This is a genomic window from Candidatus Melainabacteria bacterium (genome assembly GCA_003963305.1).
Taxonomy (GTDB): domain Bacteria; phylum Cyanobacteriota; class Vampirovibrionia; order Obscuribacterales; family Obscuribacteraceae; genus PALSA-1081.
Genome location: RXJR01000010.1, coordinates 87,868 through 110,394 on the forward strand (window position 1 = coordinate 87,868; position 22,527 = coordinate 110,394).

Annotated in this window: 17 protein-coding genes; 9 read left to right on the plus strand and 8 right to left on the minus strand. The window is 57.1% G+C overall.

What is annotated here, in order from left to right; translation table 11 throughout:
- Positions 1–81: 81 nt before the first annotated feature.
- Both EKK48_12840 and EKK48_12845 read right to left on the minus strand, forming a co-directional pair.
- Entirely contained in the window at positions 82–819 is a 738-nt protein-coding gene (locus EKK48_12840; GenBank protein ID RTL41799.1) for an HAD family hydrolase, read from the minus strand.
- A 174-nt stretch (positions 820–993) separates the two neighbouring features.
- Positions 994–1,653 (minus strand): hypothetical protein, encoded by a 660-nt coding sequence (locus EKK48_12845; GenBank protein ID RTL41800.1) that lies wholly within the window; start codon positions 1,651–1,653, stop codon positions 994–996.
- A gap of 1,192 nt (positions 1,654–2,845) precedes the next feature.
- Between EKK48_12845 and EKK48_12850 the strand changes: the two genes are divergently transcribed.
- From EKK48_12850 to EKK48_12880, 7 genes are all read left to right on the plus strand, one after another.
- Positions 2,846–4,681: a hypothetical protein gene (locus tag EKK48_12850; GenBank protein ID RTL41801.1), complete on the plus strand. Its 1,836-nt coding sequence runs from the start codon at positions 2,846–2,848 to the stop codon at positions 4,679–4,681.
- Positions 4,682–4,868: 187 nt separating this feature from the next.
- Positions 4,869–5,372, plus strand: coding sequence for a hypothetical protein (locus EKK48_12855; protein ID RTL41802.1), 504 nt, complete (start codon positions 4,869–4,871; stop codon positions 5,370–5,372).
- A 45-nt stretch (positions 5,373–5,417) separates the two neighbouring features.
- Positions 5,418–6,116, plus strand: coding sequence for a hypothetical protein (locus EKK48_12860; GenBank protein ID RTL41803.1), 699 nt, complete (start codon positions 5,418–5,420; stop codon positions 6,114–6,116).
- A gap of 42 nt (positions 6,117–6,158) precedes the next feature.
- On the plus strand, positions 6,159–6,965 hold the full coding sequence (locus EKK48_12865) for an HAD family phosphatase (GenBank protein ID RTL41804.1): 807 nt from the start codon (positions 6,159–6,161) through the stop codon (positions 6,963–6,965).
- A gap of 170 nt (positions 6,966–7,135) precedes the next feature.
- A complete protein-coding gene (locus EKK48_12870; protein RTL41805.1) occupies positions 7,136–7,483 on the plus strand; it encodes a hypothetical protein in 348 nt (115 codons plus the stop codon).
- Positions 7,484–7,585: 102 nt separating this feature from the next.
- Positions 7,586–7,987, plus strand: a complete 402-nt coding sequence (locus EKK48_12875) for a hypothetical protein (protein RTL41806.1) — start codon at positions 7,586–7,588, stop codon at positions 7,985–7,987.
- A gap of 99 nt (positions 7,988–8,086) precedes the next feature.
- A complete protein-coding gene (locus tag EKK48_12880; GenBank protein RTL41807.1) occupies positions 8,087–8,740 on the plus strand; it encodes a serine protease in 654 nt (217 codons plus the stop codon).
- A 414-nt stretch (positions 8,741–9,154) separates the two neighbouring features.
- Here the strand turns inward: EKK48_12880 and EKK48_12885 are convergent, their stop codons facing one another.
- Entirely contained in the window at positions 9,155–10,507 is a 1,353-nt protein-coding gene (locus EKK48_12885; protein ID RTL41921.1) for a DUF1254 domain-containing protein, read from the minus strand.
- A gap of 287 nt (positions 10,508–10,794) precedes the next feature.
- Here EKK48_12885 and EKK48_12890 point away from each other — a divergent pair, with 287 nt between their 5' ends.
- Together EKK48_12890 and EKK48_12895 are read left to right on the plus strand one after the other, a co-directional pair.
- The gene (locus EKK48_12890; protein RTL41808.1) at positions 10,795–12,189 is read left to right on the plus strand and encodes a hypothetical protein; all 1,395 of its coding nucleotides are present in this window, start codon (positions 10,795–10,797) and stop codon (positions 12,187–12,189) included.
- 12 nt (positions 12,190–12,201) lie between these two features.
- Entirely contained in the window at positions 12,202–13,233 is a 1,032-nt protein-coding gene (locus EKK48_12895) for a hypothetical protein (protein RTL41809.1), read from the plus strand.
- 154 nt (positions 13,234–13,387) lie between these two features.
- Here EKK48_12895 and hflB read toward each other — a convergent pair whose 3' ends face one another.
- The 5 genes from hflB to EKK48_12920 all read right to left on the minus strand — a co-directional run bounded on the left by hflB (position 13,388) and on the right by EKK48_12920 (position 22,503).
- Positions 13,388–16,501: an ATP-dependent zinc metalloprotease FtsH gene (gene hflB / locus EKK48_12900; protein ID RTL41810.1), complete on the minus strand. Its 3,114-nt coding sequence runs from the start codon at positions 16,499–16,501 to the stop codon at positions 13,388–13,390.
- A gap of 648 nt (positions 16,502–17,149) precedes the next feature.
- Positions 17,150–17,821, minus strand: a complete 672-nt coding sequence (locus tag EKK48_12905; GenBank protein ID RTL41811.1) for a YceI family protein — start codon at positions 17,819–17,821, stop codon at positions 17,150–17,152.
- Between the two features lie 515 nt (positions 17,822–18,336).
- Positions 18,337–19,671, minus strand: coding sequence for an aminotransferase class V-fold PLP-dependent enzyme (locus EKK48_12910; GenBank protein ID RTL41812.1), 1,335 nt, complete (start codon positions 19,669–19,671; stop codon positions 18,337–18,339).
- The gene (locus tag EKK48_12915; GenBank protein ID RTL41813.1) at positions 19,628–20,959 is read right to left on the minus strand and encodes a pyridoxal-phosphate dependent enzyme; all 1,332 of its coding nucleotides are present in this window, start codon (positions 20,957–20,959) and stop codon (positions 19,628–19,630) included. The genes EKK48_12910 and EKK48_12915 overlap by 44 nt, the downstream gene beginning before the upstream one ends.
- Positions 20,960–20,970: 11 nt before the next feature.
- A complete protein-coding gene (locus EKK48_12920; protein RTL41814.1) occupies positions 20,971–22,503 on the minus strand; it encodes a Y4yA family PLP-dependent enzyme in 1,533 nt (510 codons plus the stop codon).
- Positions 22,504–22,527 lie beyond the last annotated feature (24 nt).

Consider the following 22,527-nt stretch of genomic DNA (forward strand, 5'->3'; position numbering starts at 1 on the left):
ACGGCCTGTTAAGTGCGGTGCTTTCTGCAGCCCGGTCGTACGACCTGGCCGCTTGAGAAACCGAGACCTGGTCAGTTGCCGTTAGGCTGCGACCAACTGACGCAAATCGTGCAGGTAGACAGCTCCCGGGATGTCCCGGATGTCCGCCGGAGAGAATTCCCCCGGACGGTCAATGAGAGCCGGACGCATGCCGACGCGGGCAGCGCCACGAACGTCTGCCTCGACGTTGTCGCCAACGAAGAAGCAGTTCTCAGGGTCGACTCCGAAGCGGCGAGCCGCCTCGAGGAAGATCTGAGGTTCCGGCTTGCGGAAGCCAACTTCGTAGCTGCCGATGATGTGCTCGAAGAAACTACCGAGCGTCACACCGTTGAAGTTGATCCTCTCGAAGATGTGCTCGAACGGGAACGCCCAAGCATTGGAGACCACGCCGAGTCGATACCCCTTGGCGCGCAGCGCTGTCAGGGTTTCGAACACGTCGCCGAAAACGGCGGTGCACATCGACTCGCCCCGGAGTACCTTGTGGAACTCGGTGAGGCTGTCGGGGCGCACGATGCCGTTGAACTTGTAAGCCGCGTGCTCGAGAAACGCGCTCGGATCGGTGATGTTCGTCGTCAGGCAGTGCTCGAGGAACTGGTCATCGGTGACCACCTCGACACGACCACCATCACGGCGCGACACCTGATGCTCGATGATGCCCTGCAGGTTCCAGACCGGCTCCTTGCAGTGGCTGGTGACGAGCGTCTTCCAGAGGTCGAACAGAACGACCTTGGTCGACGGATCCAGAACAGGCTCCTGTGCGTTGTGAATGGACAGTGACATAGGATGCTCCTTTTAGAGCGCCCTCTCCACCGGCGAGCTGCTATGGAGAACTGGTCTCCAGGCGGCACGCCGGCAGGTTAGGTGCGATTAATTGCCTGCACCAGGGGCGGTGTCAGGCACGTAGAAACGAATCGCTACTGGGGAAACCCGAGAGAGCGACTAATCCCTACTCCGTTAAACGATCCACGTCAGCTCGGCGCGGATGGAACGCGAACCACCGCCCTTGACGAAGCTGATGGTGCGAAGCGAAGCGCCGTCGAAGTGGCCCGCGACGGTGCTGAAGCCGGCGGCAACGAGCTTCTGAGCCGCGAGTGCGATGCAGGCCGGAGCCCGCTTGGCCTCGACGGAGTTGAGCACGTTGCCGTCGTCGGAACCCTGACCCTTGACCGCGAGCACATCGTCGACGTTGCCGCCGTAGGTGATGCGCAGGCTCTCGAGACAGGTGGCGCCGGTGAGGGCGACGCTGTTGATGTCGAGCACCGACGCGTCGACGTCGTTGAGAGCCAGCTGCGAGCCGACCTCGGCGACATCGCGACCGTCGAGCTGGTTGCCGACCGCGGTCAGACGCATGGTGACGTCGCTGAGGCGCTCGGACGAAATCAGGCTGGCGACCAGGTCACGGATGCCCTGCGGCTGCTTGAGGATGCGCTCCTTGCAGTTGTCGGGCAGCGGCTGGCTGAAGCCGTTGAAGATGTTCTCGACGCGACCGTCGCTGAGGAGGCCGGAACGAAGGCTGTCGCCGTCACAGATGTCGCCGCCGACCTTGCCAGTCAGAAGACCGACCGGGCAGATGGCGAACGAGCCCGGGACGCGGGTGATAGTCGTTGTTGTCATATTCACTCTTTTCTGGGACTTCCGTCCCCAGGGTTGAGAGAGTCGGTGTCAGCCGAATCTCCGAATTGGCACTGCCTGAGTCATTGCGCGAGCTCGAGCAGCACCGGGTCCAATAAGACGACAAGTTCCGGCAACTACAACCATCCCGATTGCAGATGCACGAATTCCAACACACAGCTCAGAGCAAGCAGGTAAAGAGCCTATGCGGTACAGAGAGATCGAACTGGGTGCTTGTTTGTGCTGCTCTGGGTGTGTGGGGGAATTGAAACTTGATATCACCCTAGGTATTTTTCAGCTTGACAAGCAACTTAAAGTTAAGCATTTATGTCTTTGAGTAATGAACTCAGATCAAGAGCCTCTCATGAGCTCTGAATCAGCCTATTTATCAATATTAGCGCCAAATTGCCGGTGCGCCTCGCGCAGCTCTTGATAACCAGTTTTTTTGCGAATGCTGGTAGGTTCCCGAGATTTTTAATGCCAAACTCAGGTGGCGCGGCTTGCGTCAACAGATGTTCCCCGTTTAATCTTTCACCAGAAACAGATGAGAGAGCTCTCACTAGAGGACGGCAAATATGGTTAGCCGGCTCTCACAATCATGAAGCAAACGACATTTGTGACGGTTCGCGCTAACTCACGCGAGGACTGTTACTGCCAGTAGCTTTTTTCTGCTTGCCTGACAACTTATCTCGCGCAGCTATTACGTCTTTATCTCGAAATCTGGCTCGCGCGACCAACTGTCATAGCCATAGATCTAAACCAGCAAAGAGTTTTAGAAGATCACCTATTGCTTTGATCATGAATATTTATCTACGGTGGATATATCAACTTCTCTCCAAACCCAAAAAGGAAACACTCACCCACTCTAGTCCGCAGCACTTCATAGTCTCGAACGAGTTTGGGTTCCTTTAGGGCGCCGAGTAGTTGACTGTTTAGCTTCCCGTAGCGCCAGTTCTTGCCTCTCCATAATCGCCATCCTGAGACTGCACCATGTTTCAGCGGCGACCACGTGGAGAAGCTCTGGTGATGCGGGATTTCGTTACTTTCACAGGTCAAGTGTTCAGACACCCCGGTTCTGAATATCCCCTGTGAAACACCGTTTGTTATCCAGAACAGCCACACGCATTCAGCGGGTGGATTTCTCAACCCGATGCGCCTTCGACCGGGGTCGATTGCGCACGAAAGGAAGTTTGCCATGAAGAAGCACAATCCCACCGAGGCTCTCGTCAGCCGCCTGATCGGCGACACGCACCAGGCCGACGACAAGCCCATCATCGCGACGCCCCGCCCCGCCTACCTGGCCGGTGTGCGCGACATCGCAACCGACAGCGACACCCACGTCGAGGTCGACTTCAACGAGGCCGGCGAGGTGCGCAGCATCGTCGGCGCCGGTCTCTTCGCGGACACCTTCAGCGGCGACGCTGTCGACTACGCGACCAAGTTCATCAACTCGCCGGCGGTCAAGAAGACCTTCGGTCTGCGCTACGCCACGCTCGTCGCCGGCGACACGCAGGAGTACGAGGCGTTCACGCGCGTCGAGTTCAAGCAGGTGGCCAACGTCAGGGGCTTCGCTTCGGCGATTCCCGTGCGCGGCGGCTTCGTGCACGTGTTCATCGACAAGCAGGGCGACATCATCCAGGTCAACTCCACCGTTCGTCACGGCCGCAAGCCGGCGTCGATCGGCAAGGTGATCACCCAGGAGAAGGCGATCGAGCTGGCCATCGCCAAGCTCGGCATCCCGTCTGCGACCGCGGTCAAGTGCACGTTCGTGCTCTCGAGCCACGAGAACAAGATGGACCCCATCTACGAGGTGACGCTCGCGGCCGACGAGCCGAAGCGCCTGATGATGTTCCTCGTCAAGGCCAAGGACGGCGAGGTCGTCTACGCCGAGAACAAGCTGCACTTCAGCCAGCGCCGTCAGGCTGGCGTCGGCGACCCGACGCTCTTGGCCGGCATCGCCGCCAACACGTTTCTTCGCATCCCGACCTACGACCCCAAGCAGCCGATCACGCAGCAGGTCAGCAAGGCGGTCATCGAGGGCACGGAGCTGAAGAACCCCAAGCTGCTCGCCAACGACCGGTACACCATGCTGGTCAAGGAGAACGGCAAGTGGCAGACGGTCAAGGCCAACGCCAAGGGCACCTTCGAGTTCGACCCGCTGTCGAAGGACAAGGTCGAGGTGTCCAAGTTCTCGGCGGTGGTGGCGTTCCTGTGGCTCAACACCCAGGACGCGACGCTCGAGTCGTGGGGCGCCGTCAAGGTGCCGCGCGCCATCCCGGTCTACATCGACGACGAGTCGGTGACCGACAATGCCTACTTCGACCCCAACGCGTGGGAGATCCACGACGGCGTCGGCTCGGGCATCGAGAACGGCGGTCTGGTCAAGCACATCTCGTGGGACCCGGGTGTCAACCTGCACGAGAACACGCACAAGCGCAACGCCGCCGAGGCTCCCGGCAAGGACCTCCCCGGCGAGCAGGGCATGGCGGCAGGCGAGGCCACGTCTGACGTCTACGGCGACCTGCTCTTCGACCTCTGGATGCGCTTCAAGGGTGGTGCCATCCTCGGCCACACCCTGACGCTGCAGGACATCATCGACAGCACCGGCGTGATCGGCCAGTACTGCATGGCGCCGAGCGGCATCCGCAACCAGGACAACAAGGCGCAGTACCCGCGCGACATCGAGCACGAGGAGCACACCGACGGTCTGATCATCGGCGGTGCCTACTTCGACCTGATGCGCGCCATGGCGACCCTGCCCGGCACGACCGTCGAGGACGTGCTGCGCAACAACGGCAAGATCTACCTGAACGGCACCCGGCTCCTGCCGGCGCACAAGGTCCTCTTCACGGACTACCTGCGCGCCTTCCTCACGGTGGACAAGACGATGTTCGGCGGCGTCTACAAGGACATGATCGTCAAGGCCTTCGGCGACCATGGCATCAAGCTCGGCACGGTGGTCCCGGCCAAGCGCAAGACGGGCGGCAAGAAGACGGGCGGCAAGAAGCCGAACCGTCGCAAGGTCGCCTGACGAGCACGGGAGCTTGACCGGCTAGCCGGTCGGGCTCTTGCGCTCAACCACCCGGGCAAGGGTCGGCACTGCCATCAAAAGCGGTGCCGACCCGCGCCTATCACGTAACACCCTTACCTGCGGAGGATCTGCAGCCAACCAGCGCGAGCACTGCTCAGCGCGCAATGAGGAGAGTAGGAATTGAGCCATGAAAACGCTAAAAGAGACCCGCCGCTTCGCCATCAAGGCACACGGCGCGCAACCGTATGGCCCGTTCCCCTACTCGTATCACTTGCGAGCAGCAGAGAACGTGGCCCTGCGCTTCGGCTTCAGAAGCCATATCGTCCGCAAAGCCATCTGGCTGCATGACGTCATCGAAGACTGCAAGCTCTCGGTATCACACCTGGTGCTGGCAGGACTCGACCCGCGCTCTGTGCAGATGGCCTGGGCGGTCTCGGACGGCGAGGGTAAGACGCGCAAGGAGAGAAAGGCTTCGACGTACGAGAAGATTCGCAGCACACCGGGCGCCAAGCTCGTCAAGCTGTGCGATCGCATCGCCAACGTCGAGTTCTCATCCTCCGGGCTCGGCGACCCGCGCAAGTTCGAGATGTACAAGAACGAATATGCCGAATTCCAACGGCAGCTGAGGGACAAGACTGAACTGGAACTGGAGCCACTCTGGCTTCACCTGGACAGTCTACTTTGCCAGTGAGTTGGTCGTAAGAAAGCCAACCGCTGGAGACGGAGGACAAACGGTTTGAAAATCGTGATCTTTCGGCTACCATTCCGCGGACCAACAGATGAGTTTTTGCCGTTACGCGGAAATCCTGCCTACGAGGTCGAATGGGTTCGGCCTCAGGATTACGACGGCAAAGCACGCGTCATCATCCTGCCCGGTTCCGGCAGGACGATAGACGACCTGGCTGCCCTGCGCGAGTCTGGTGGCGCCGAAGCGATTCGGCGTCATCTGGCTCAGGGTGGTATCGTCGTCGGTGTTTGCGGCGGCTACCAGATACTCGGACAATGGCTCTACGACCCCAGGCTCAGCCAGGGTTCCGAAAAGCTGGTTGCCGGTCTGGGTTACCTGCCGCACAGCACCATCTTCGGTCCGACCAGGGTCGAAGACGACGCGAAGACGCCATGGCTTTCCAGCAAGACCACCGGTCAACTGCTGGTCGGGCGTGGCAAAGGCGGAACAGTTGTGGGCGAGGAACGACGCAGCGGTTACTCATTCGTGAGGCAATCCGATGCTTCGTACTTGCCACTAGTGGCGGTGCAGGAACGCCAACTCCACGAGGCGCTGCCTGACGAAGAAACCATCAGCGAAGTGCTCTGGCAACCAGGTCACGAGCAGATGGACGGACTCGTCTCGGCAGACCGCAAAGTGTGGGGCAGCTACTTGCACTTGATCTTCCACAACGCGGCCTTTCAGAGTTCCTTCTTCGAAGTGCTCTAGATAGACGTTTAACAGAGCGGTAAGCGAATCATCGCCTGCCGCATGCGAGCGCCACCTGACACAGTGGGCTCGCTTTTTTTACAACGGTTGTCAACCAGAAAGAGGCGAGCTATGAGTAAAGAAACCCCGAGTACCAGCGCGTCATCGCAAAGCGGTGGCGCGACAATCATCGACCCGTTCGACCCGGACAGCTTCAAGGAGCCTGCTATCATGGCAAGCGGTACCACCGCCCCAGCGCAGGAAAAACCGGAAGTGGAGCTGCTCGTTTTCGACATGGGTCACGTCTTTGTCGACTTTGACTGGAGTCAAGTCTGCCAGGGCTTCTGTGACCGCGCCGGCATGACACGCGAGCAATTCAAAGAAGTGCTCGCCTTCGTCGGCGCCCTCGGTTACGAAGACGGCAGGGTGATGACGGAAGGATTCGTCAAAGCGCTCAACGAGAAGCTGTCGCTGACGCTGAGCATCGCCGAGTTCGACGAGCTGTGGAACTTCGGTTTCCACGAGAACGTGGAGATGGCTGGCCTGCTCACCGAGCTGGGCAAGCGCTACCCGCTCTACCTGCTCTCCAACACCAACGAGTCGCACTACGGCTTCCTGTCGTCGAAGTTCAAGGTGGACCGCCACTTCAAAGAGCTCATCTTGTCGCACAAGGTGGGCTTCACGAAGCCGGACCCGCGCATCTACCAGGAAGTGCTGAAGCGCAGCGGCATCGCCGCGCACAAGTGCCTCTTCGTCGATGACCTGGAGCGCAATGTGGCAGCCGCAGCCGAGCTCGGCATGCACACGATTCGGTTCGTGGGCATCGACGACCTCAAGCAACGGCTGAGCGCGCTGGGCATCATCGCCTAGCACTGTTCGGCGCAAGCAGCAGTTCTGCATCAGGTCTCAAGACCAATCACGACACGACAGGCACCCTCGAAAGAAGGTGCTCTGTCATTACCCCCAAACCGGGACGCAAAGGACTTGCGCCCCGGCACTGCATTGGCTGTGAAGCCCGTGCATCGGAGCAACAATCAAGTATGAAGAAATACCTAGTAGCTACAGGCATCGTCCTCTTCCGCATCGAGGCCGAAACTCCGCAGCAAGCCATCGCCACGCTCAAGGCACGCATCGACGCGCGCCGACACGAGGTGTTCCAGAATGCCGAGATCGGCATGTCGCTGGTAACAGCGCTGGACGAACACCGTCTCAGCTTCATCGTCATGGATGAGGGTCGCACCTCGCTCCTGGGCGGTGAGCTCAACTGGTTCGAAGATGGCGTGCCCAGGAGCCGCTACGAAGAGGTCGTGACGCGCCGGCTGGTCAACACCATGCCTGCGCTGGTAAGCGAGCACCTGTACTACCAGACCGACCACACGACTGCCTGATAGTCGTGCAGACGCCGACGACCGCGCCACAACCGTGACGCGGTCACCACCGACAACGCGTAAAGGCAGGTTTGCCCAAGCAAGAAACGAAGGATTCGTACTATGACGATCATGCCCCTCAACACCCAGATTCTCGTCCTCGACACCGTCGCGGCACACAACGGACTGCTCGCGATTGTCGAGTCGAGCTTCAACTGGTTCGAAGGCGCAGTCGCCGGCTCGGAAGCCACCCAGAACATCGAGGACAAGCTGGCCGAGATGGACTCCGAGCTGAGCAAGCTCAGGGGTCTCAACGAGACCATGCGCAATGAATGGGGCACTTTCAAGCGCACCATCACCACCGCCTACGGCAACTTCGGTCGTGACGTGGTGACTCGCATCGGCTACGACGAACAATCGCACGTACGCGACCTGGCCCGCAGCACCGCCGCTGGTGCGCTGACGCGCATCCGCGACAACGCTCGCCTGCACCTGACGCGAACGCTGGAAGGCATTCGCGACTGAACAACAGCCTGCTGCGTTCTGCAAGGGCTGACCGACACGAGGGGCACGACTGCGGTTGTGCCTCTCAGTTGTTTCTCAACATCTAACCGGGAGACTTCTATGATCATCCAACCAGCAACTCGCAGCTTCGATGAAATCATCGACCAGCTGCAGACTGCATGCTCGCGCACCGCCGAGTCGGTGGGCATGATGCATGCGCGCGTGCAGAGAGCAGACCGCACCGAGTCGTCGGTCGGCACTGCCTACTGCGTCGACAAGCGCGGCTTCTTCGTCACCGCACTGCATGTGGTGGCGGGGCAGCTCGACTCGTTCATCTCGATGGACAGGCTCTACGAGACGCGCATCGTCGCCGTCGACCTGACCAACGACCTGGCTCTCATGCAGGTCGTCAGCGGACACGGGCTCTTCCAGCCGGTTGTCTTCGCAACCAGTGTCGGCGATGACGAAATCGTCGGCGGGCTCGGCTACCCGGAGCGCGGCATGTCGATCGAGCTGTGCTCGTATCTGGCACGCTATGCGGGTCCGATCGTGAACGGGGTTGGTCCCAACGGGCTCATCCTCGAGGGCGACATCCTCAAGCAAGCACTTTCCTTCGTCGGCGGCGAGGAGCACACGCAGGGTTACTCCGGCGGGCCTATCGTCAACGAACGCGGGGAAGTGGTGGCAAGCACGATGAAGGGCGATGACGACCTCGGTTTCATCATCGGTCCGTCGTTCACCACGGTTCGCGCGCTCATATCTGCACACGTGTAATCGACGGGAAAAGCCTTGACTTGACCACGGTCAATCAAAGCTCTTCCCACCATCGAGAACCCGAAAACCGCGCCCTGAGCCTTCGGGCTCTCGGTGCGTTTTTTGGCGCTCAGCATACTGTATAGTATAGTATTACTCAAGACGAGCACGCGAGACGCGTGCGTTCCATACTGAGCAGTACCGTACACCACGACACAGCATTCCATACTGAGCACAGCTACACCACGACACAGCATTCCATACTGAGCACAGCTACAGCATTCCATACTGAGCACAGCTACACCACGACACAGCATTCCATACTGAGCACAGCTACACCACGACACAGCAATGCACACAATCGGAGAGCCTGGAAACCGAGACGATTTCCAGGCTCATTACGGGCATTTTCAAATAGGCGCTGAGCCTTCTAAATTAATCCACGCGAACTATAGGCGGTGGCAACCAATCACCGTTGAGAACAGCAGTTTTCGGTGCATACAAGCGCATGGTCAAACTGATCTCACCAGATGCAGGTGATGGTAGCCAGTTTGATTCTTTATCCGGACCGGGCGATTCGTGTTGAACATACAAATCAATCGAGCCGTCAGCGTTTTTCTTAAGAGGCATCCAGGAACTTACCGCAAATCGATTCAGTACGTTTGCGACCTGGAAACCTTCTTTGTCGTACATTGTCACCGACCAGAATGCATCCACTGGTGGCACATGCTCTTTATCAAAGTGCAAGGTGTATTTCTTGTCACCGGTGATTACCTGGCCTTTGCTGTCGAGCACGCTAATCGGATAGATAGCGTCTTCCGGCTGATTCGCACCCAATCCAGCTAAGGCTACGATAGCGCGCTTGAAGTAGGAATCACCGTAGACACCCATCGTGTCTACACCGATTGACCAGCAGCCCTTAACCTGACCTATGGATGCAGTTTTTGCCTGCATCTGTTTAAGAGCCTCTTCAGTTCCACGTTTGAATTCAGCCGCAGTAGCAGCATCGAACTGTTTCAGATCAAATGGCTTACCAGGTGCAAAGCCGATCCGTTTCAGTCTGGTCAGCATGGACCAGTCAGTGCTGTGCGGCGGATTCAGTTTCATCAATTCGGCACCATATGCAAAAAACTTTTCAGGCGGCATTTGCGCAACATAACGAAGCGGCTCGGTCTTAGGGTCGATCTCCGGATCGGCTTTAGCCTCTAGCGGCTGGGCAGTTTTACCGACCTGCGAAAGCGGTGTGACTGTGAAACCGTCTTGCACCTTGTGCACTGCCTCGTAATCAGCCGGTCCGTTGGTTTGCGTACGGCCGATGATCCAGAAGTGCGGAGTTGGACTCTCAATTTTCTCGGCATCGGCAGGAAGATTTCCTGACCAGCCGGCGCTCACCACAGCGAATTTTTTCGCACCAGTGCCGCTGGTTCTCCAGCCTGGAACAGCAAAAACATCTGACCACATATCAAGCATAGGCAACAGATAATAGCGACCACCAGTGTCGGGAACGCTTACAATCACTGGTTCTTTGGTTACATCTACCCAGGCGATACTGTACAGCGTATCGAAGTTGGGTCTGACGACTGTCCTCATCTCGGCAGGCGGATATGCACGAATGTGTTGAAATGAGTTGGTTGGTCCGAAACCAGGCACTTTTCCGGCTGGAATGCTGGTCATCTGGCGACGAGTAACGTCCATCAACACGAGTGGATACAGATAACAATAGCCTTGCAATGCGATGTCATGTACTTCCGCCTGCGTAACAGGCTTCGTTTCTGCAGCTGTAACCATAGGTGTTTCTCCAAAGAAGTAATAAAGCGCACAGAGGATAACAATAAATAATTTGGCCATTTGGTCTCCAAGAAGCGAATCTGTGCCTGATGCTCATCAGTTCTGAGTATTATAGACAGCTATTGTCGCCCGCTAGTTATCTTTCATTTGCGCAAACACCTCGACAACTGACAGTCGGGCATTGCATCTGGATCATTACAAGACACCGACAGACTGCCGCTTTCAGTACTGAAAAGCTTCATAAGTCCCCGCTTCGAGATCTCTTTTCACGGAATCTTTATTGTTGAATGAAAAAGTTTATCGCTCATAACCGTTCAAAAAACCTGATTCTTTCACTTTTCTTTCTGCAACTTGTTTGTCCGCCGGCCTTAGCCGAAGCCGTGACAAGCAGCCCGGCGGCGCCTGTTCAAGCAGATTTTAGAAGCCAGTATTCAGCGATCACCAAACGTATCTTGATGGAGTCAATCGCGCTGGAGCGCCTCAGTCTGGAATATCGAAGAAAGAGTGTGCATCGTTCGCAGTTTAACAAGTTTGTCTTCTTCGGAACACAAGAAGCTGGCGCAGCTACCGGTTTAGCCTTTGAAGCAACCGCTGTGCAACAGTTTGGCAGAGCACGAAGACGAGTGCGTGACTTTGAACCGGACACTCTGGGCAACGGACTTAGAGCGGTTGAAATCGGCTCGATCGTTGCAGGATCAGGCTCTGGATACATGCTCTCAGCCAATCTCGCTAAATACATCCAGGCGCGCAAACAAGGAAAAGACACCGCGTCGACCAACAGAGCCGTCACTGCACATCTAAAAGAAGTCGACAAGCTACTGGCAGAAAGAAAACAACTGGTCGAAGCAAATAGCGGCGATCCCATTTACAACCGAGCCGTGATTGAAGGAAAAGTGCTTGAGGGTCTGCGTGGATGCTTTGTCGATGAGTACAGCCAGTTCAGCGCTAACACTACAAGTTCTGCGGCGACGGAAAACCTCTTTTTCCTGCTTAACGCATCCTACAATATCCTCGGCGCTGTAGCAGCCGAAGTCGGCTATAAGTCACTGACCCAGCCACGCTTGAACGGTACCTCCAACATCCTGTTCACCATCAGCGGTGCCATGGCTGCAGCGACTCCGCTCTTGTGTGCAGCCGAGTTGAAACTCTATCGCAAGCATTTGCTGGCGGCACAGCAACGCAAATTCGGGGTTTCGCAAAAGCAAATCGAAGAATTACCGGCGCTGCGCAAACAACTGGAAGACCTGTCTGCTGCCACGCAAGAGACGCCTTCGACGAATTCCACGCAACGACTGGCTATCTACAGTCAAGCGGGTGATCTGTTCGAGAAGCAATTAAACAGTGAAGTAAAAACGATGCAGCAACTAAATAAGGTGGCACTGCAAAACTCGATCGCCGGTCCTGCGATTGGTTCGCTGCTGATGACGCAAGGCATTTTAGGCACCAGAGGCTATTATCACTACTTTCCCTGGCGTGTGCGTAAGCAATTCGACCTGAACTACAAGGGAGCAATTTGCGGTACAGTCGGAACCAGTATGGCTGTACTCGGCAACGCATCCTGGCTGGTGGCCAGCATGGTGTACGAGCACCATCTGAAGAAGCATAAACGTATGCCAGAACAGTTAATCGATCAGCGACTGGAACACCTGAAAGAAGTCGAGAATTATGTTTCAACTCTATAACGGAGGCATCAGATGCGAGTAAATGCTCGAATTGTCAGATCTTTGAACCATGCAGCGTTATCTCGCGGTAGCGCTTCATCTTTTGCCACACCGTCATATTTTGTTGGCTCGATATTTTCTGCTCTTGTTGGCGCCGCATTTTTCGCCGCAACGCCGTGTTTTGCCGTCAACACCGATATGGCCCTTCTGCAAGAATCGAAGCCACTTGTAACAAGGGCGGGCGCCTGGCACAGCTGGGGCGATAATCTTCATTTGAAGACTGGTCAGGACAGACTACCACTTGTTTTTGAAGTTGAGAATGGAGCGGAAGGAAGACCGAAAGCATCCGACCTGCAGATCACGCTCAACCGCAGTCCTCTGGCTGACTTCAGCCACTTCAAAGGCAATGCGAATTTCACAATCGATATGTCCGGCAAATTACATACGGGAAACAACTCACTGCAGGTGAGAGGATTTGGTCCATCAGGTGCGTGGCTCAAATGGCGGCTTTTCATCAAAAGACCAATCATCACCTCGGTAACACCACAGACTCTCAGTGCCGTGGACCGGCTCACCATACGAGGGCAAAATTTCTGCGAGCACAAGGACCGCATCAAAGTAACGATTGGAGGCAAGCCCGTCAGGCTCATTAGCAGCAACGCCAACGAAATCGTTTGCAAACCACCTGAGCGCGTTGACCCAGGCAATCAGAAGCTCACTGTTTCCGTACATTCTGTGGAAAGTACTCCATTTGACGTTTCGGTTAAAGCCGCTCCTCGAATTACATTCATCGACACACTCTCAACACCGCCCCTGCACGATGTTACGGTGCGCGGCGATGGCTTTTCCCCTGTCATCTCAGAGAACACTGTCATGGTAGGAAGCCGCTCGGCGCGGATCGTATCAGCCACCAGATCTAGTATTACATTCACGATTCCGGACATGCACTTTCCGGACTGGCATGTGCCAATTAGAGTAATAACAAATGGAATGACATCGAAAGAAAGAATATTCATCCATCTCGACATGCGACTGATACCAAACGAAGGACATCCGATTCCCTAAAACGCTCATGCAGTGAGGCAGAGCGGCGGGCTCAAAGCAACACTCTAATGCTCAGAATTCATCTATACTATATTGATTAATAGTAGCAGTCCTCAAAAAAGACACTCAGAGAAGAGCCGGGGTGGGCACCTGATACGGTGCCCACCCCTCAGCTCTAACTACCCGCGCCGACCCGCTCCTGACGGGGCTTACGCAGGCGAGGCACACGCAGCCCACCGAGCGCTCCCGCCAACGAGCGAGCGCGACCGAAATCGGGCAACGTGATGGTGCGACGTCCTCGCTCAGCCTCGGCCTTGATCTCGACCTCGACGGCAGGAGTTACATCTGCAACGGCGCAGACATGCTCCTCCACCTCGACCACAGCAGGCTTGACCAGAGGCACAGTGTCGCCGCCGGCAATGATCTGAGCGAACTCCGGGCCGAGAATCGTCTCCTTCTCGAGCAAGACCTCGACCAGGCGGTCGAAGTTGGCACGGTTGCCGACGATGATGTCGCGTGCGAGAGTCTCGCACTGCTTCAGCACTGCCTGCACCTCGACCTCGATGAGGCGCTTCTCCTCCGGCGAACGCTCGACTCCTTCGATCGTCGTCAGCGGTCCCAGCCGTGACATGCCGTACTCAGCCACATACAGGTACGCCAGACGGCGAGCCTGCTGGAAGTCGCTCGAGGCACCAGTGTCGGTGAAACCGAGCACGATATCCTGAGCGGCCCGACCTCCCAGCGCCATGGCGATGCGCACCAGGATGTCCTTGTCGGTCATCATGAACTGGTCGTCGTTGAGGGTCTGCACGTGACCACCGCTGTCACCGCGAGGCATGATGGTGATGCGAGCGATCGGCTCGCCCTCAGAGGCGACGTGATACACGACAGCGTGTCCGCCCTCGTGCACCGCCACGTTCAGCTTCTCCTTCGCACCCATCAGACGCGACTTGCGCGGGGCTCCGATGAGCACCCGAGTAATGGCGTCGTCGATGTGCAAAGCCGTGATCGCAGGTGCGTTGTCGCGCGCCTGCAAAAGCGACGCCTCATTGGCCAGGTTGGCGATAGAGGCGCCCGAGAAGCCGGCTGTGTTGTGAGCGAAGTGGTCCAGGTCAACGTCGTCGGCCAGAACCTTGCCCTTGAAGTGGTACTGCAGAAGCGGCAGGCGGTCTGCATAGTCAGGCTTGTAGAACGTCGCCTGACGGTCGAAACGTCCCGGGCGAAGCAGCGCCTCGTCCAGAATGTCCGGGCGGTTGGTGGCCGCCAGAACGATCACCTCAGTGTCGCCACCGAAGCCGTCCATCTCGACCAGCAGCTGGTTGAGCGTCTGCTCGCGCTCCGAGTCGGAGTTCTCGGCGCGCATGGAACGCTTCTTGCCGATCGCGTCGATCTCATCGATGAAGATGATAGACGGCGCGTTCAGCTTCGCCTGCTCGAACAACTCACGCACACGAGCCGCACCCACGCCGACGAACATCTCGACGAAGTCCGAACCCGAGATCGTGAAGAAGGGCACCTCAGCTTCACCCGCAACCGCACGAGCGAGCAGAGTCTTACCCTCACCAGGAGGACCGACGAAAAGCGTGCCCTTGGGCATCCTGGTACCACGCGCCTTGAAGGCGACCGGGTCGCGCAAGTAGGCGACGATGTCGGCCACGTCTTCCTTGGCGATCTGCTGACCGATGACGTCGGCGAGCTTGATCGAGTTCTCGTCGGCGGCAAAGCGCTTGGCCGGCGAGCTCGAGATCTGCTGCTTGATCTCCTTGTCGACAGCGGCGAGGAGATACGCCTGCGTCACCGTCACGTCATCCTCATGCCCCTCATCAGCGAGCATGAGCGCCGCCTCGTTGCAGATGTTCTCGATGGAAGCGCCGGGCAGACCGACCGCCTTCTTCGCGATTGCCTCGAGGTCGACATCGGCTGCCAGAGTGAGCTTGCCTGCATAGTGCTGGAACAGCTTGATCACGTCAGGCAGCTTGGGCACGGTCAGCTTCACCTTGCGGGTGAAACGCCCTGCCCGGAGGAGCGCCGGGTCGAGAGCCTCGCCCCGATTGGTCGCCGCCAGAACGATGATCGGGTGCGGATGCGCGTTGGTCTTGAAACCGTCCATCTCGGCCAGCAGAGCCGTCAGGGTGCGCACCTGCTCATCATTGCTGCCACCACCTTCGCCGGCACCACGCGAACGCTTGGCACCGATGGCGTCGATCTCGTCGATGAAGATGATGCACGGAGCGTTGAAAGCTCGCGCCTGAGCGAACAGGGCACGAACGCGCTGCGAGCCGACACCGACGTAAGTCTCCATGAAGTCAGAGCCGTTCATGGAGAGGAACTGCACCCCCGCCTCACCGGCGGTGGCACGCGCGAGCAGTGTCTTGCCCAGACCGCCGGGACCGGTGAGGAGCACACCGCGGGGGATGCGCGCACCGATCTTGTTGATGCGGCTGGGGTTCTTCAAGTAGCGAACCACGCCCATGAGCGCCTTCTTGGCGTCATCCTGACCGATCACATCCTTGAAGCGAATCGTCTCGACCAGAGGCGCGTCGCTGTTCCTGGATGCAGAGCGAGAGAACATGCCAGTCGGTGCACTCGGCTGCGCTGTAGAACCAGCACTCTGTCCAGGCTGTTGCGCAGCCAGAGTGGTAGCACGACGACGCAAAGCGTAGACTGCAAGAGCGAGCAACAGCATGATCACAAGCACCAGAGCCACAGTTCCGACAACAGAGTTGTCACCACTGTTTGCCTGAGGGGCGGCAGTGCTTGCGAACGGAACGTCATGCTTGATCGCCAGCGCCCGGATGTTATCGAGGTCGAAGGCGTCGGATGCGTAGACCGTGTAGGTCGTCTTGTTGTTGAACGTCACCGTGACGACGTTGGTGCCGTTCTGGAACTGCAGCGACTTGACCGTTTCGGGCTTGTCCTGCAGCACCTTGTAGAGGTCGGACTCAGGCTTGATGTTGGAAGCAGCGCCATTGCAGCTGTAACGGGCTCCAACGCAGTCAGCGATGGTGCTGGTGGTGCTGTCGGTGCTGTCGGCTGAAGCGGCAGCGTTGGCGTGCGTCGAGTCGCCACCAGAGACGGTGCCAGGGTTGTTCGCCACCGACGAAGATGTGGTGGAAGAAGTAGCACGTCCAGGAGTCACGGGCGCGCTGGAAGAGGAGAGAACAGCAGCTGCGATAACCGCTGCCACGAGCACGAGACCAAGACCGAGCAGAACCGGAGTCTTGTGCGTGCGAACGAAGCCGGCGAACCTCTTGAAGCGAGTGCCGAGGTGATTCAGAAAGACTTTCATCTTTCTGCTCCCTTCTTGTCATAGCCGTCTAATGCGGCCTGATTGATAACAGTCAAGCGTTCAGGAACAATTCCTGAACTCACTGAACTATGTCAGCGAAGAGCGAGCGTTGTCCATCGCCATTGTTGGCGCTCGCCTGGCGAAGAGCTCTCACATTGCTCGAAACCTCAAACTCGGGTCTTAAAACACTGAACGGAGCCGATTCCACGCCGGTTATGGCGCAAGCAGATAGGCTTTCTTCAGGGCAAGTTACAAGTGGGCCGAGAGTTTCGTTTGGTTAGGGGCAAGAGAGATACTCTTACCGTATTGAACTGCTCGGCTCGATGTCAAGATTAATCATACAGAGAACATTAAGCCCCTGTGTGAGCCCGGCAGTGGCGCTGCGCAAGCAAGTAAGAGATTCGACGGCTGGAACCCTCCACCCCACGCGCCCTGGACTCATGTAGCGCCGCTGCGCCACCTGGCCGGTCAGACAGTCCATCCGACAGGGCTAGCGCACTCGCCGCAGCAGTGTTGGAGAAATTAGCTGCGGCAAGACTTTATTGATTTATTGCAGCACCTTGTTGCCTTTCAATGCCCACTTCTGAATCAGCAAATCGATGTCCGAATCTTCCCAGTTGTGGTGCCACAACTGCCAATAATAGGTCACTATTTCTTGACCGCATCTATCTTGATCACGATCGTAATGGCTTTGTTGATCCAGACGAAGCCATCAGGATGCAGCTTCTTCAAGGTGAGGTTGTAATCACCTTGATCCACGACGGTTGAACCGATGGCAGAGAGGCGACTCTGACCAGCTTTACCAGTGGTTAGTTTTGGCAAATCCATGAGGACATCAACAACTCTGGTCACACCGTGAAGGGTAAATTTGCCAGTCAATACATACTTATTCGTTGAACTCTTCGAGCCTGAGTTTTTTCCATTCAAAGCTCTCTTAGCGCCGCTGCCGCTGCCCGCCTGCTTAGCAAATTTAGTCGAAACGAATGAGGCATCGGCATATTTCGCCACATCGAAATAACCAACACTTTTCAGGTCTTCATCCCTTTTGACGATGCTTGTTGAAATCGTACTCAAGGGAATCTTCGCCAAGACCCTGGAACCATCAGGCATGGCAGGGTCGTACTGCACTTCCCCTGATACATTGCTGAAGGTGCCCTGAACACTCATTGATGCACCATTTTTTGTATAGAAGTGCACATTCGAAGTTTTGCTGTCTATAGTCCAGCTACTCGAACCAGCCATTGCATGCAAAGGGAAGCCAGACTGAACTGCAATCAGGCAAAGCAAGAGACTACCGTATTGGATCTTCAACTTCTGCACTTCGCGGGGACACCTTCTGGTTCCATATTGCCAAACCTGGCGAAAATTGCAAGCCCACCCCTTGGTGAGGTTTACACAACCTCAACTGATGCTCTACAAGTTCACAGATCTCACTGCGTTTCGGCGGTTCGGCGACGCACTATCTACTTAGTATAGTAGAAAACTGGGAAAGAAATAGCACTATCAGCAGTGGCACATTCAGAACCATACAACAGGGATTCGAATCAAGCATCCAGGCGCTCAAGGCAGCGTGCAACCGCCTTGAGCAACCCGATGCTAAAAGAAACTAGAAGATCGAGACGCCGAAAATCATCGTCGCCACAAACGCGCCCAGCGTGCCGGCGACTAGAACAGCGAGAAACGTGAGCGTGTAATACTGCGGCGGAACCGGGTCAGGCACCGTGTGGTAGCCTTCCAGCTGACGCAGGAAGTGACGGTCTGGCAAGTTAGTAGGCATCCGTTTTGCTCCAGATTGGCGGGTGGCAGCCGGAGCAGAGACCACCCGCGCTGATTGACTAGATGTTGCTGCGAAGCACTTCAATCAAGCGATCGATTTCTGCCTCGCTGGTGTACACATGCATGCTGACTCGCACGTAGTCGTCGCCATCCTGAACAGTGGTCAGGCAGTGGTCGCCGGTGCGCACGAGTATATCCTCGCTTTCGAGCAGAAACGCCAGGTCACTGGTCGAGACATGCTCGAATCTGAACGAAACGATGCCGAATCCGCGATGGCAACCACAGCGGTCGACTCCCGGCGAAAAGTCAATTCCAGGCAGGGTTTTCAGCTTGCTGTACAAGCTACGAGTCAAAGCCGACAGCCTGCGATCCACGACGCCCAAACCGCCAATGGACTCGATGAAATCCAGAGCAGCGCCCAGCGAAAGAATAGCGGGAATGTTCTGTGTGCCCGCCTCGAGCAGAGTCGCTGCCGATTGCGGCGAAACGCTGAATTCACTTCCGGGCGCCCTCGTCATGCCACCACCGACGATGACAGGCTTAAGCTGCCCCAGCAACGACTTGCGCACATAGAGCACGCCAACGCCGTTGCTGCTGAACATCTTGTGCCCTGAGAAGGAAAGAAAATCGACGTTGAGTCGCCTGACATTGACCGGGCGATGCCCGATGCTCTGACTGGCGTCAAGCGAAATCAAGACTTTCCGTCCGACAATCTTGCGAATCTCACCGATCTCCATGTCCAGTCCGAAAAGATGATGAACATGGCTGACCGCAATCAAACGAGTGCGATCGCTAAGAGCTTCGCGAATGCTCTTGAGCTCATAGTCGCCCTCATGGTGAAGCCGAATCGGAACGATGTTGATCTCGATTCCGAACTGCTTGAGAGTCGACTGCAAGTTCAACCACGGCAGCACCGTCGACTTGTGGTCTTGCAAACAGAGCATGATCTCATCGCCGGATTTGAGATTAGCCAGCCCCCACGACAGAGCCACGAGATTCAGACTCTCAGTAGCTCCGCTCGTGAAGCAGACTGTTTCGGGAGTAGCGCCGATAAAACGAGCGACGCGAGCGCGCGTTTCTTCCAGGCGAGCACTGAGTTTAGTGCTGCGTGCGTAGGCAGCGCGCGCAGAGTTAGAGCACTCATAGGCGAGGAATTCACTCACCACGTCGATAACAGTCTGCGGCTTCTGAGTCGTAGCAGCGTTATCGAAGAAGATGGTGTTCGGTTCGCGTTGAAACACAGGAAACAGCTGCCGAACCGCATCTACAGAGAAAGCCTGCGGTTCGACAGCGCAACTGTCAGGCGGTGGCGTTGCACCACTGACCTTTCTTTTCTTGGTCATAAGAACCTCACTTCCTGGCAGAGACAGACTTCTGCAAGGGCTTGCCCGCATCGCGCCAGGCGATGAAGCCGCCTTTGAGCGATGCACAGTCGATGCCCTTGCTGGCGAAGTAAGCGACGAAACGCTTCGACTGGTCACCGACCGGACAAACGAAGAGAACACGCTGGTCTTGAGAGAAGGGCACGCCCCATTCAGCCAGATCGTCCAGCTGTTCTGTCGGCAGGTTGATGGAACCAGCGATGCGACCTGCTTTGAAAGCGAGCGCCCCACGCAGGTCGACAACCAGAGCTGACTTGCCGCCAGCGAGCCATTTTTCAGCAGCTGCCGGAGCCAGCTCCTTTGCTTTGCTCACCTGGCCGGCGTTGACGTTGCGCGGTGAGTCTTTGCGGGCTTCGACGCCAAACAGTTGCGGGCGGTACTTCTGCAGGTAACTGAGATACCACTCGACACGGTCGTTGACGATGAAGACAGCCTTTTTAGGCTCCGTCAAGGTCGCGTCGATTTCGCGCAACCGCTTCACGGCAGCGGTGAAGGCAGCGCCCGAGGTCGGTCCCGCCAGCACACCCATGCGCGTCAGCGTGACGATGCCATCGATAGCGTCATCGATTGAAACCTCTACGATCTGCTGGTAGAGCTCTTTGCGGAACAGCCCCACCTCGAACATTTCGTCGGCATTGCGAATGCCGGGAACACCGTCGCCCTTCTTCGCCACCACGCCAATCAGCTGCAACTTTTCGTTGTGCAAGCGCAGAAACTCGCTAGTGCCGCGAGACGAGCCTGTCGTACCCATACCGGCGATGAAGTAGTCGACAGGCGCGCCGCCGAGATCAGCGAGAATTTCAGGACCCGTGCCGTCAAAGTGAGCCGCTGTGTTCATCTCGTTGGTGAACTGCGTGGTATGCACGTACTTCCCCGGCTCAGCCGCTACCAGCCTTTCGATCCAGGCGATCGGATTGTTCGGGTCGCTGGGGTCGGGGCAGGAAGACATGCCCGGAAACTCGGTCACTTCAGCGCCGAGCAACTGCAGCATCTGCTTCACCTCACGCACCTGAATGCGGCTGGTGACGACGCGGAAGGGTACGCCGTGCATGTTGCAGATAATGGACATGGCTTTGGCCATGTTGCCGCTGGAAGACTCGATCACGGTCTGGTCGAGGGCAGCAGCACCGGCAATCTGACCTTGCAGGATCTTCCAGGCCGGGCGGTCCTTGAGCGATCCGAACGGATTCAGATGCTCGAGCTTGGCGTACAGCGTGATGTTTTTCAACCCGTGCACGGACGGGTCGATTTCCAGAAGCGGAGTGCGACCGATCAAATCGGTCATTTTCTTAACAAGCATAATCAGTCTCCTTAGCGAGTCAGACGCCAGATGGGCGTGTACTGCTCATCCAGCATCCAGTGAAAGCGCCTGCGCTCACGCACAACCGCAACGCGTCGCGCTGGCGGCTGCATGATGGAATTGGTGGCACTGAAGTCCATCATGTAAGCAGCAGTGTTGATGAAAGCGACGAGGTCGCCTGGCTCAGGCAGGAAGGGCAGAGAGACCCTGTGCCGGAAGATCAAGTCGCCCTCCAGGCAGAGATTGCCTGTAAAGAAAACAGATGCACCAGAGGCAGCAACTGTGTCCGCACCAGAAGCAGCTGTGTCCGCACCATGGACAGTGCCGGCATCGACATTCTTCCCAGCGGCCGATTTGCGGCTAATCACCACCGGGTCTACGAACACCTCCTGGTCAAGGAAGCTCAGGTCCTGGCGCTTCATGTTCAAGCCGACCAGAGTATCGCCGCTGGCTGAGACTTTCACACTGTTGACCCGAGCAACGGTGACACCGCACTGATCGAGCAGAGCGCGGCCCGGTTCGATCCACAACTCGATCATGTTGTCGCGCAGGACCTCACCAACAGGGCGTCCGCCCAATGAAGGCAACTGCGCATTGAGGATGTCATCCAGGAAAAGCGCACCGGGACGAGACTCGAAGTACGAGTATGTGTTGAGCTTGCCGCGCAAAACACCCTGATCAGCGGCCAGTCCGAAGAAGTTATTCTGCCAGGTGAGTTGCTGACCGGCACCCAGAGCAGCTTGCTTCAGCGCAGAAACATAGGCCAGCCACTCTTCCTCGTTCTCGAGATAGCTAATTTTGAAACCGCCGCCGATGTCGAGTACACGCGGCTCAAGCCCCATCGTCAGCGCTTCCTCAAAGGCAGAGAGGCAGTTCTCCACCGCCACGACGCGTTCATCAACAGTGACGGTGTCGAGGTGGAAAGAATAGCCAAGCAGCGTCAGATACTTGCTCTTCGCCACGAACTCCAGAGCTTCTCGCCTGGCATCGAATGCGATACCAAACCGACTTTGCTTCTGCAGCACAGGCGTATGAGCAGCAAAGAAACCGGAGAACCGCAAAAGCAGCCGCGCTCGCTCTTTCAGCCTGAGAGTACGGGCGACCTTTTCGATATCCCGCAACTCAGCCAGACTGTCGACGTTCAAGACGACGGCATGCTGCAGGCACAAGGCAATGAACTCGGGCGACTTGGGACCTGTCGCTTCCAGTCTGTCACCGGTGAAACCTGCTCCCAGTGCATGACGCAGCTCCTCCGGAGAAGCCACATCTGCACCAACCACCTCGGTCGCCAACTGACGAATCAGGCTATGCGACTGATTCGACTTGTGAGCAAAAAAGATCCGACCGGAAAGCCCGTGGTCGCTCAAGACACGCCGGAAAGAAGCGACGTTCTCAGCCAACTGTTCGGGAAACAAAACATTCAAAGGCGAGCCGCAGGCAAGCGTCATATCTTGCAAGAAAGGACGCTTATCCAGAAAGGCCGCCACCAGAGCCGAAAGGCGAGGACGCAGCCTCAGTGGTGCGCCCGCATTAGCGTTATTCATGTCATTCTCCTTGGAAAACTCCAG